The organism is Gryllotalpicola sp. CP2-P1, from assembly GCF_057512245.1.
In genome coordinates this window covers 1-11256 of sequence record NZ_JBLRDT010000085.1, presented here as the reverse complement: position 1 = coordinate 11256, position 11256 = coordinate 1, and the positions used below count along the sequence as shown (strand labels likewise).

Sequence of the window (11256 nt, the reverse complement as noted above, 5' to 3'; positions counted from 1 at the left end):
CTGTTCCTCGGCAACGCGTCGCCGAAGCAGCCGGGCCACGCGGCCGTTGCGGCCGGACTGTCCGACGCGCTCGCCGCGGTGCGCACGCTCGGCGCCTCGGTCGGCGTCGAGATCCACGTGCGCCAGGGTGCGCACGCGAGCCTGCACCCGGGCCGCACCGCAGAGCTCTTCGTGCAGACGGCCGGGGGCGAGGAGAACGTCGGCTACGCCGGCGAACTGCTGCCCGCGCTCGCAGCCGAGCTCGACCTGCCGCGCGTGGTCGCGGTCTTCGAGGCCGATCTCGGCAAGCTGATCGCGGCGTCGCCCGAGCAGCTCGAGGTCGCCCCCATCTCGTCGTTCCCGGCGGCGACGCAGGACCTGTCGCTCGTCGTGCCCCGCGATCTGCCCGCGGCCGATGTGCTGCGAGCCGTCGTCGAGGGCGCGGGCGCGCTGCTCGAGCACGCCCAGCTGGTCGACGACTACCGCGGCCAGGGCGTACCGGCCGACGCGAAGAGCCTCACCTTCGCGCTGCGCTTCCGTGCAGCCGACCGCACCCTCACGGCGGCCGAGGCGAGCGAGGCGAAGCTCGACGGCGCGGCCCTCGCGGGGGAGCGCTTCGGGGCGACGGTTCGCGAGTGAGCCCGGGCGCCCGATATGCTGACCGCATGACTTCCGTCCGCCGCACCGCCGTTGCGCCTCAGGGTGCGCGACGCGTGCTGCGTCGACGTCTTCTGGCCGGCCGAATCTCGGCGGCGCTCGCGTAACCGTCACCACTGTCGGTTCCACGCAGGCGTCGCCGTGACAACGATTCCGTCGCCGTCCAGATAGAACAAGGTGGAACCAACCATGACGTACACGGTCGCCGTCGCCGGAGCATCCGGCTACGCCGGCGGGGAGGTCCTGCGGCTGCTCGCGGGTCACCCGGAACTTGAGGTGACGACCGTCACCGCCTCCTCGAACGCGGGAAAGAAGCTCGTCGAGCTGCAGCCGCACCTGCGCTCCTATGCGCACCTCACCCTGCAGGAGACCACGGCCGAGGTCCTCGCGGGCCACGACGTCGTCTTCCTCGCGCTGCCGCACGGGGCATCCGGCGCGATCACGGCGCAACTGCCCGACGACGTCGTCGTCATCGACTGCGGCGCCGACCACCGCCTCACCGACGAGGCGGCGTGGGCGAAGTTCTACGGCGGCGAGTTCAACGAGCCGTGGGCCTACGGCGTTCCGGAGCTCGCGGCGGGTGAAGGCAAGCTGCGCGACCGGCTCGCCGGCGCGAAGAAGATCGCGGCCCCCGGCTGCAACGCGAGCGCCGTGTCCCTCGCCATCGCGCCCGGCTTCACGGCCGGCCTCATCGAAGAAGACGTGGTCGCGGTCCTCGCCGTCGGCCCTTCCGGCGCGGGCAAGAACCTCAAGGTGCCGTACCTCGCGAGCGAGCTGCTCGGCTCGGCGAACCCCTATGGCGTGGGCGGCGGTCACCGGCACATTCCCGAGATCGTCCAGAACCTCAAGCTGGCGGGCGCGACCGAGCCGAGGGTGTCGTTCACCCCCGTGCTCGTGCCGATGGCGCGGGGCATCCTCGCGACCGTGACCGCGCCCCTCAAGCCGGGAGCCACGGCGGCGCAGGTGCGCGAAGCCTGGGAAGCCGCATATGCGGGCGAGGCCTTCGTACAGGTGCTGCCTGAGGGCGTGTGGCCGCGCACCGCCGACGTGCTCGGCGCCAACACGGCCCTCATCGGCGTCACCGTCGACGAGGCGGCGGGCAAGGTCGTCGCGATCATCGCCGTCGACAACCTCGTCAAGGGCACGGCCGGCGCCGCGATCCAATCCGCCAACATCGCGCTCGGCCTGCCGGAGGGCACGGCCCTGACCACGAACGGAGTCGCCCCGTGAGCGTCACAGCCGCCGCAGGATTCCTCGCCGCGGGCGTCCCAGCCGGCCTCAAGTCGACGGGCAAGCCCGACGTCGCGCTCGTGCGCAACCTCGGCCCGCTCCAGAACGCGGCGACCGTGTTCACGAGCAACCGCTGCCTCGCGAACCCCGTGCTGTGGAGCAAAGAGGTGATCAAAGACGGCACGGTGTCGGCGATCGTCCTGAACTCGGGGGGCGCGAACTGCTACACGGGGGCGCAGGGCTTCCAGACCACGCATGCCACGGCCGAACGCGTCGCCGAGCTGCTCGACGTCTCCGCAGGCGACGTGCTCGTGTGCTCGACCGGGCTCATCGGCGAGCAGCTCGACCTCGCGAAGGTGACGTCCGGTGTGACGGATGCCGCGGCTGCGCTTTCCGGCACGGCAGAGGGCGGTCAGGCTGCGGCCGAGGCGATCATGACGACAGACACGGTCGCCAAGCAGGCCGTGCGCACCTCGCCCGCCGGCTGGACGATCGGGGGCATGGCCAAGGGAGCCGGCATGCTCGCTCCCGGCCTCGCGACGATGCTCGTCGTGATCACGACCGACGCAGTGCTCACGAGCGCCCAGCTCGACCGCGCCCTGCGCGCGGCGACCGCCGTGACGTTCGACCGGCTCGACTCCGACGGCGCGATGTCGACCAATGACACGGTCGCCCTGCTCGGCTCGGGCGCGAGTGGCGTCGAGGCCGACGAAGCAGAGTTCGCCGCGGCGCTCACCGAGGTCTGCCAGAGCCTGGCCGAGCAGCTGCAGAGCGATGCCGAGGGGGCATCCCACGACATCGCGATCCGGGTCGAGAACGCGGCCAGCGAGAGCGACGCGGTCCAGGTCGGCCGTGCAGTCGCCCGCAACAACCTCTTCAAGGCGGCCGTCTTCGGCAACGACCCCAATTGGGGCCGCGTCCTCGCGGCCGTCGGCACGACCTCGGCCGAGTTCGACCCCTACGACGTCGACGTCTGGTTCAACGGCATCCGCGTCTGCGCGGCGGGCCAACCAGACCAGCCGCGCGATCTCGTCGATCTGACACCGCGCAAGGTCGACATCCGCATCGACCTCAAGGTCGGCGGTGCCGCCGCGACGATCCTGACCAACGACCTCACGCACGACTATGTGCATGAGAACAGCGCGTATTCGAGCTGAGGCCATGGCAGACGACACCCTCACCACGATCGATCCAGACGACGACGAGATCGTCGCCGCACGCGAGGAAGCGCTCGAGAAGACCGCGATCCTCATCGAGTCCCTTCCCTGGCTCGGCAAGTTCCGCGACAAGATCGTCGTCATCAAGTTCGGCGGCAATGCGATGGTGCGCCCCGAGCTGCAGCGCACTTTCGCGGAAGACCTCGTCTACCTGCGCTACGCGGGCCTGCGCCCGGTCGTCGTGCACGGCGGCGGCCCGCAGATCTCGGCGATGCTCGACAGGCTCGGCATCGAGAGCGAGTTCAAGGGCGGCTACCGGGTGACGACCCCCGAAGCGATGGAAGTCGTGCGCATGGTCCTGACCGGCCACATCAACCGCGGCATCGTGCGCTCGATCAACGACCTCAATCCGACCCTTGCGCTCGGCATGTCCGGCGAGGACGCGGGCCTGTTCACCGGCCGCAAGCGCGGAGCGATCGTCGACGGCGTCGAGGTCGACCTCGGGCTCGTCGGCGATGTGATCGCCGTCGACCCCGAGGCGATCCTGACCCAGCTCGACGCGGGCCGCATTCCGGTCGTGTCATCCGTTGCGCCCGATGTCGACGTGCCTGGCCAGTCGCTGAACGTGAACGCGGATGCCGCAGCCGCGGCCCTGGCCGCGGCCCTCGGCGCCGAGAAGCTGGTCATCCTCACCGATGTCGCGGGCCTCTACCGCGACTGGCCCGATCGGTCATCGATGCTCACGAGCATCCCGGCCGACGAGCTGCGCGAGCTGCTGCCCGGCCTCGAGTCGGGCATGATCCCCAAGATGTCGGCCTGCCTGGACGCGGTCGACGGGGGAGTCCCCAAAGCGGCCATCATCGACGGCCGCATCCCGCACTCGATCCTGCTCGAGATCTTCACGCAGCAGGGGATCGGAACGGAGGTCACCCCGTGAGCGACCAGAACGCGACCACGCCCACCGCCCAGCCCTGGCAGGGCCGCTACGAGCACGACCTCGTTCCCACCTTCTCGACGCCTCCGCTGCTCATTGAGCGCGGCGAGGGCGCCTGGGTGTGGGATGCCGAGGGGGAGAGGTACCTCGACTTCCTCGGCGGTATCGCCGTCAACTCGCTCGGCCACGCGCACCCCGTGCTCATCGAAGCGGTCACCCGCCAGGTGTCGCGGGCCGCGCACATCTCCAACCTGTTCGCCTCCGCGCCCCAGCTCGAGCTCGCCGAACGGCTCAAGCGACTGACGGGCGCAGGCGACGCCGGGCGCGTCTTCTTCGCCAATTCCGGCACCGAGGCGAACGAGGCGGCATTCAAGCTCGCCCGCCTCAACCGCGGCGACGGCTCGAGGTCGCGCATCATCGCGCTGGAGAACGCCTTCCACGGCCGCTCGATGGGCGCGCTCGCGCTGACGGGCAAGGCATACATGCGCGAGCCCTTCCTGCCGATGGTTCCCGGCGTCGAGCACATCCCCGCGACGCTCGAGGCGCTGGAGGCGGCGATCGACGACGCGGTCGCGGCGCTCTTCGTCGAGCCGATCCAGGGCGAGGCCGGCGTGATCGAGCTCCCAGAGGGATTCCTCAGCAGAGCACGCGAGGTGACACAGCGTCACGGCGCACTGCTCATCATCGATGAGGTTCAGACGGGTGCGGGCCGCACGGGTGACTGGTTCGCGTTCCAGCACGAGGGCATCACGCCCGACGCGATCACCCTCGCGAAGGGCATGGCCGGCGGCGTGCCGATCGGCGCACTCGTCACCTTCGGAGCAGCGTCGCAGCTCTTCCACACGGGCCAGCACGGGTCGACATTCGGCGGCAACCCGCTGGCGACCGCGGCAGCCGGTGCGGTGCTCGGCGAGATCGAGAACGCCGATCTCGTCGGCAACGCGCGAGTTCGCGGCGAGCAGCTGAAGCAGCTCATCGCGGGGCTCGACTCGCCGTTGGTCGCAGGCACCAGGGGGCGCGGTCTGCTCGTCGGCATCGCGCTCGCAGAGCCCGTCGCCGAGCAGCTCGTCCGCGCCGCGCGGGAACACGGCCTCCTCATCAATGCGACCCGCCCCGACAGCATCCGGCTTGCCCCTCCGCTCATCGTCGGCGACGCCGAGCTCACTGCATTCCGCGAGCGCTTCGGCGCCGCGCTCGCCGACGTCGCCGCCGCGCCCTCGACCACCGCCCCGACCGAGAAGGTGAACGCATGACCCGCCACTTCCTCCGCGACGATGACCTGTCACCGGCCGAGCAGGCCGAAGTGCTCGACCTCGCCGCGGCGCTCAAGGCCGACCGCTTCAGTCGCAAGCCGCTTGAGGGGCCGCAGACGGTCGCCGTGATCTTCGACAAGACATCGACCCGCACGCGCGTCAGCTTCGCCACCGGCATCGCCGATCTCGGCGGGAATCCGCTCATCATCAATCCCGGCGAGGCGCAGCTCGGCGCGAAGGAGTCGATCGCCGACTCCGCGCGCGTTCTCGAGCGCCAGGTCGCCGCGATCGTCTGGCGCACCTACGCCCAGTCCGGGCTCGAGGAGATGGCGGAGGGCACGCGCGTTCCCGTCATCAACTCGCTCTCAGATGACTTCCACCCCTGCCAGATCCTCGCCGACCTGCAGACGATCCGAGAGCACAAGGGCGCGCTGGCGGGGCTGACCATGAGCTACATCGGCGACGGCGCAAACAACATGGCGCACTCGTACCTGCTCGGCGGTGCGACCGCCGGAATGCACGTGCGCGTGGCGACCCCAGCCGGCTTCCCGCCGCGCGCCGACATCCTCGCGGACGCCGAGCGCATTGCCGCGACGACGGGCGGCTCCGTGGCCGTCACCGACGACCCCGCGGCGGCGGCGGGCGGCGCGGACGTGCTGGTCACCGACACCTGGGTCTCGATGGGGCAGGAGGACGAGAAGGCAGCACGCGTCGAGGCGTTCTCCGGTTTCACGATCGACGCGGCGCTGATGGCCACGGCCAAGCCTGACGCGATCTTCCTGCACTGCCTGCCGGCCTACCGCGGCTACGAGGTCACCGCCGACGTCATCGACGGTCCGCAATCCGTCATCTGGGACGAGGCGGAGAACCGCCTTCACGCGCAGAAGGCGCTGCTCGCCTGGCTGCTTGCACAGAACGAGAAGGAGCGAGCGGATGTCTGACGACGTCAACCGCGCGGGGGAGGCCGGCGCGCTCTGGGGCGGCCGATTCGCGGGCGGTCCTTCGCCTGAGCTCGCGCGGCTGAGCAGGTCGACGCACTTCGACTGGCAGCTCGCGGGCTACGACCTGGCCGGCTCCCGGGCGCACGCACGTGCCCTGCATCGGGCCGGGTACCTCGACGACGGCGAGCTCGACGGCATGATCGCCGCCATCGACGAGCTGCAGCGCCGCGTCGATGCGGGCGAGTTCCTGCCGGCGGCATCCGACGAAGACGTGCATTCGGCGCTCGAGCGCGGCCTGATCGAGATCGCGGGCTCCGAGCTCGGCGGCAAGCTGCGAGCGGGCCGCAGCCGCAACGACCAGATCGCGACGCTGATCAGGATGCTGCTGCGCGACCACTCGGCCGAGCTCGCGCGCCTGCTCGTCGACCTCATCGACGCACTCGCCGCGCAGGCCGAGGCGAACTCGACGGCGATCATGCCGGGGCGCACGCACCTGCAGCATGCGCAGCCCGTTCTGCTGGCGCACCACCTGCTGGCCCACTGCTGGCCGCTGGTGCGCGACCTCGAGCGTCTCGACGATTGGCGCAGGCGTGCGGACGCCTCGCCCTACGGCTCCGGCGCCCTCGCGGGCAACACCCTGGGGCTCGACGCGAAGCTCATCGCCGACGAGCTGGGCTTCGCGGCCGTCGCGCCGAACTCCATCGATGCGACGGCAGCACGCGACATCGTGGCCGAGTTCGCCTTCGTCACGGCGCAGGTCGGCATCGACCTCTCCCGCATTGCCGAGGAGATCATCCTCTGGAACACGCGCGAGTTCGGTTTCGTCACGCTCGACGACGGCTATTCGACCGGCTCGTCGATCATGCCGCAGAAGAAGAACCCCGACATCGCCGAGCTCGCGCGCGGCAAGGCGGGGCGGCTCATCGGCAACCTGGCGGGGCTGCTCACGACGCTGAAGGGCCTGCCGCTCGCCTACAACCGCGACCTGCAGGAGGACAAGGAGCCCGTCTTCGACTCGATCGAGACCCTCGAGATCCTTCTGCCCGCGTTCACCGGCATGGTGGCGACGCTGCACTTCCACACCGACCGCATGCGCGAGCTCGCCCCCGAGGGGTACTCGCTCGCGACCGATGTCGCCGAATGGCTCGTGAAGCAGCACGTGCCGTTCCGTGACGCCCACGAGATCACGGGGCTGCTGGTCTCCTTCGCGGAGTCGCGCGGCATCGGCCTGGAAGAGGTCGACGACGACGCGCTCGCCCGCATCTCGCCGCACCTCACCCCCGCGGTGCGCGAGGTGCTGACGGTCGAGGGCTCGGTCGCGAGCCGTGACGGCATCGCCGGCACGGCGCCGGCGCGCGTCGCCGAGCAGCGCGCGCTGCTCGCCGACCGGGTGCGTCAGGTCACCGCGCGCATCGGGGCGACGCAGGAGGCGCTGTGATGGCCCGCTTCACGCTCGACAACACCCCGCGCCCCAAGAAGGCCATGCGGCCGTGGCTCTGGTACACGATCCTCAGCGTCGCCGTCGCGATCATCGTCGCGGGGGTCATCGTGACCTATGCCGTCGGCGGCAGCCTCTTCTGACGTGGTGGACGCAGGCCGATTCGCGCCCGACCGCGACTTCTTCGCGCGCCCCGCGACCGAGATCGCGCCCCTGCTGCTGGGTGCACGGCTGACACACGAATCGGATGCCGGGAAGGTGGTGCTTCGCCTCACCGAGGTCGAGGCGTACCTCGGCGACGAGGCCGACCCCGGCTCGCACGCTTTCCGCGGCCGCACCCGCCGCAACGGCGTCATGTACGGGCCTCCCGGCTTCGTGTACGTGTACTTCACCTACGGCATGCACGTGTGCGCGAACATCGTGTGCTCGCCGGAAGGCTCCGCGTCAGCGGTCCTCCTGCGCGCGGCCGAGGTCGTCGAAGGCGAGCCCCTGGCGCAGGCGAGACGTGGCACGGTCCCTCCGCGGGATCTCGCCCGCGGGCCGGCCCGGCTCACCGTCGCGGCAGGCATCCGGCTCGACGAGAACGGCTCGGACGCTCTGGCACCGCCCTTCGGCCTCGAGCTCGAGCCGCATCCGCCGGCCTCTCTCGCCGGGCCGCGCGTCGGTGTCTCCGGCGATGGCGGCGGAGAGGCGTACCCGTGGCGCTTCTGGGTGGCCGGCGATCCGAGCGTCTCGGTCTACCGAGCCGCGCAGCGACGTCCGGTTACCAGACGAGATGGGCGAGCGCCCCGCACACCGCCGCCCAGCCGAGGCTGACGAACGTTCCGATGATGAAGCGCTCCTGCGCCTCCGAGGCGCCGAGCTCGCTGAATCGGCCGACGCCCTTGATCGCGATCACGACGGCGATCGCCTCTGGCACCCCGGCGAGCAGCGCGGCCGTCGTGGCGACCCTTTCGAGGATGCCGATGGTGAGGCCGCCGCGCAGGACCTCGCGCTTCCCCTCGCCGGCCGCCGCGTCGCGCGGAGAGATCAGGATGCCGCCGGCCTCGCCCTCGACCTGACGGGTCGCGAGCGCCAGCACGGTCTTGACCGCGGGCGACCCGCCGAATGCCGAGATGGCCACGGCGCCGAGCGCGATCACGGCGCCGAGCAGCGACGGCCCGTGCGGGTGCGGCAGTCCGACCATCACGACCGCCACCAGGAGGAACGCGGCCGCGGCGATCACGGCCCAACGGCTGCCCTTGACGGCGAGCGCCGAGAAGACGACGCCGCCGGCGACGACGAGGGTGAGAACCGCCCAGAACAGCACGGTCAGAATGAGTCCCGGTCCGGCGTAGCTCACTGCTCACGGCTCCTGTCTCGTCATGAGGTCGGTCTGCTCCAAGAGCCTAGTGAGCGCAGGGATCGCCGCCAGCTCGGCCTTGATGTTGGCCGCTTTGGCTCGCGCGCTCGCCGCGGGCGCCGAGATCCCGAGCTTCGCCGCGGCCTCCGCTTGGTTCAGTCCGGCCGCGAGAAGGTCGAAGAGCTCCCACCCGGCCTCCGAGCGACGCTCGCGAACAATGAGCAGCAGGCCGAGCAGCGCCTCGGCGTCGTCGGCCCGCTCGCTGTCGCCGCTCGGCTCGCGCTGCGATTGGACGGCGAGCCGGATGCCTGCCCGCTTCGCCCTCGTCGCGGCATCCCGCGCCGCGAAGAACGCCGGCCCGCTCGCCTCGCGAGTGGCCTCGGGCAGGGGCGTGCGCACCGGCCCGATCCCGATCCCGACGTGGAACTCGCGCGACCGCGTGAGGTCGAGGGTGATCGCGAGCGCCGCATCCGCGTCCGCCGTCAGCACCTGCAGCTCGTCCCCGGCGGTCCGATCGGCCGGCAGCGCAAGGCGCTCGCCGTAGACGGCGTCGACGCGCTCACGCGCGGCGCGTACGAGGTCGTCACTGGTGCGGGAATCCACTTGATCCGCGGTGATCACGAACATCGCACTCCTTAAGGCCACAGGGCTAATCGACATCACATAAAGCCTATATCCTTAACCGAGTGCGGATCTAGGCTCAGGCCGGAATTGCTCCGGCATGCCGCTGGTACCGTTGACCGCGTGTCAACGCCTGAGATCCTGGCCGCGCAGCACAACGATCCGTCGTTCGAAACCATTTGGGACGAGATCGTCTGGCGCGGGCTCATTCATGTCTCCACCGACCAGAGCGAGCTGAAGCAGCTGCTGTCAGGCGAACCGATCACGTATTACTGCGGCTTCGATCCCACGGCGCCGAGCCTGCATCTCGGGAACCTGGTTCAGCTCCTGCTGCTGCGCCGCCTGCAGCTTGCAGGCCACAGGCCACTCGGCCTCGTCGGCGGATCAACGGGGCTGATCGGCGACCCGCGCCCGACGGCCGAGCGCACGCTGAACACCAAAGAGACCGTGGCCGAATGGGTCGGCTACCTCCAGGCGCAGGTCTCCAAATTCCTGAGCTTCGAGGGCGACAACGCCGCGAGCCTGGTGAACAACCTCGACTGGTTCGGGCAGCTGAGCGCCATCGACTTCCTGCGCGACATCGGAAAGCACTACCGCGTCGGCGCGATGCTCAAGAAGGACGCCGTGGCGGCTCGGCTCAATTCGGACGCCGGCATCTCGTACACCGAGTTCAGCTACCAGATCCTCCAGGGGCTGGACTTCCTCGAGCTCTACCGGCAGTACGGGTGCGTCCTGCAGACCGGGGGCAGCGACCAGTGGGGCAACCTCACGAGCGGCACCGATTTGATCCGCCGTGTCGAGGGAGTGGCCGCGCATGCCATCGGCACGCCCCTGATCACCAACAGCGACGGCACCAAGTTTGGCAAGAGCGAGGGCAACGCGATCTGGCTCGACGAGAATCTCACGAGCCCTTACGCGTTCTACCAGTTCTGGCTCAACACCGAGGATGCCGACGTGATCGATCGGCTGAAGATCTTCACGTTCCTGTCGCGCGCCGAGATCGAGCGGCTGGAGCAGGCGGTCGCCGATGCGCCGTTCCGCCGCGAAGCCCAGCGAGCGCTCGCCCTCGAGGTGACGACGCTGGTGCACGGTCCGGATGCCGCGAACGCCGCGATCCTCGCCTCCCAGGCTCTCTTCGGCAACGGCGATCTCGGCGCTCTCGACCTCGCCACGCTCGAAGCGGCGCTCCGCGAGCTGCCGACCGCTGCCGCCCAGCCGTCCTCCCTCGTCGCGCAGCTGCTCGTCGACACGGGGCTCACCACGAGTCTGTCCGAGTCGCGACGTGCCATCGCGCAGGGCGGCGTCTACGTGAACAACGTGAAGATCGATGACGACCAGGCGACGATCGGCGCCCGGCTGATCGCCGGTCGTCTGGCTGTTCTTCGGCGTGGAAAGAAGACCCTCGCGGGCGTGGTCGTCCCCGGGTAGCGGACGACACGCCCGGGATGCGGGCCTGATTTGAGCAGTCGCCCGCATCCACGTAAATTACTTACTTGTCACCCCAAAGGTGCGGCTGAGCTGCTCAGCTCGCCGGCCTCAAGCGGGACCTCATCACAGCACTTCGAAGGTCACTTGTCTGACCTGAGTTGAGTGCCTAAGATGGGAAGCCCACACCGGCTCCCGACCGCGTCACGCGGCCAGCGAAGAGCATCGAGTGTGGTAGCTTTGGAAAGTTGCCCCGGTGCGACGGCCGAAAGGTCTAGG

12 protein-coding genes are annotated in these 11256 nt (G+C 70.1%); 10 read left to right on the top strand and 2 right to left on the bottom strand.

Annotation, left to right across the window (positions count from 1 at the left end):
- The 9 genes from ACM2XV_RS08455 to ACM2XV_RS08415 all read left to right on the top strand — a co-directional run.
- Window positions 1-618, top strand: a 618-nt coding sequence (locus ACM2XV_RS08455) for a phenylalanine--tRNA ligase subunit beta-related protein (protein ID WP_487026612.1), incomplete at its 5' end; no start/stop codon positions are given.
- Between the two features lie 207 nt (window positions 619-825).
- Window positions 826-1866, top strand: coding sequence for an N-acetyl-gamma-glutamyl-phosphate reductase (argC, locus tag ACM2XV_RS08450; RefSeq protein WP_487026611.1), 1041 nt, complete (start codon window positions 826-828; stop codon window positions 1864-1866).
- Window positions 1863-3023 carry a bifunctional glutamate N-acetyltransferase/amino-acid acetyltransferase ArgJ gene (gene argJ, locus ACM2XV_RS08445; protein WP_344772978.1) on the top strand — a complete coding sequence of 387 codons (1161 nt, stop codon included), beginning with the start codon at window positions 1863-1865 and terminating at the stop codon, window positions 3021-3023. The genes argC and argJ overlap by 4 nt, the downstream gene beginning before the upstream one ends.
- Window positions 3024-3027: 4 nt before the next feature.
- The gene (argB, locus tag ACM2XV_RS08440; RefSeq protein WP_344772976.1) at window positions 3028-3960 is read left to right on the top strand and encodes an acetylglutamate kinase; all 933 of its coding nucleotides are present in this window, start codon (window positions 3028-3030) and stop codon (window positions 3958-3960) included.
- Complete coding sequence (locus tag ACM2XV_RS08435; RefSeq protein WP_344772974.1) at window positions 3957-5210, top strand: acetylornithine transaminase; 1254 nt, start codon at window positions 3957-3959, stop codon at window positions 5208-5210. The genes argB and ACM2XV_RS08435 overlap by 4 nt, the downstream gene beginning before the upstream one ends.
- Window positions 5207-6151, top strand: a complete 945-nt coding sequence (gene argF / locus ACM2XV_RS08430) for an ornithine carbamoyltransferase (protein WP_344772972.1) — start codon at window positions 5207-5209, stop codon at window positions 6149-6151. The genes ACM2XV_RS08435 and argF overlap by 4 nt, the downstream gene beginning before the upstream one ends.
- Window positions 6144-7589, top strand: a complete 1446-nt coding sequence (argH, locus tag ACM2XV_RS08425; RefSeq protein ID WP_344772970.1) for an argininosuccinate lyase — start codon at window positions 6144-6146, stop codon at window positions 7587-7589. Before argF ends, argH begins: the two co-directional genes overlap by 8 nt.
- Complete coding sequence (locus ACM2XV_RS08420) at window positions 7589-7732, top strand: hypothetical protein (RefSeq protein ID WP_487026610.1); 144 nt, start codon at window positions 7589-7591, stop codon at window positions 7730-7732. The genes argH and ACM2XV_RS08420 overlap by 1 nt, the downstream gene beginning before the upstream one ends.
- Window positions 7707-8405, top strand: a complete 699-nt coding sequence (locus tag ACM2XV_RS08415; RefSeq protein ID WP_425553365.1) for a DNA-3-methyladenine glycosylase — start codon at window positions 7707-7709, stop codon at window positions 8403-8405. Before ACM2XV_RS08420 ends, ACM2XV_RS08415 begins: the two co-directional genes overlap by 26 nt.
- Here the strand turns inward: ACM2XV_RS08415 and ACM2XV_RS08410 are convergent.
- Together ACM2XV_RS08410 and ACM2XV_RS08405 are read right to left on the bottom strand one after the other, a co-directional pair.
- Window positions 8353-8931: a hypothetical protein gene (locus ACM2XV_RS08410; RefSeq protein WP_344772964.1), complete on the bottom strand. Its 579-nt coding sequence runs from the start codon at window positions 8929-8931 to the stop codon at window positions 8353-8355. The two genes, ACM2XV_RS08415 and ACM2XV_RS08410, sit on opposite strands and share 53 nt — an antisense overlap.
- Window positions 8932-8934: 3 nt before the next feature.
- Window positions 8935-9558 (bottom strand): DNA-binding protein, encoded by a 624-nt coding sequence (locus ACM2XV_RS08405; RefSeq protein WP_487026609.1) that lies wholly within the window; start codon window positions 9556-9558, stop codon window positions 8935-8937.
- Window positions 9559-9675: 117 nt separating this feature from the next.
- On the opposite strand from ACM2XV_RS08405, the gene tyrS reads away from it, so the two are divergent.
- Window positions 9676-10980, top strand: coding sequence for a tyrosine--tRNA ligase (tyrS, locus tag ACM2XV_RS08400; RefSeq protein WP_487026608.1), 1305 nt, complete (start codon window positions 9676-9678; stop codon window positions 10978-10980).
- Window positions 10981-11256 lie beyond the last annotated feature (276 nt).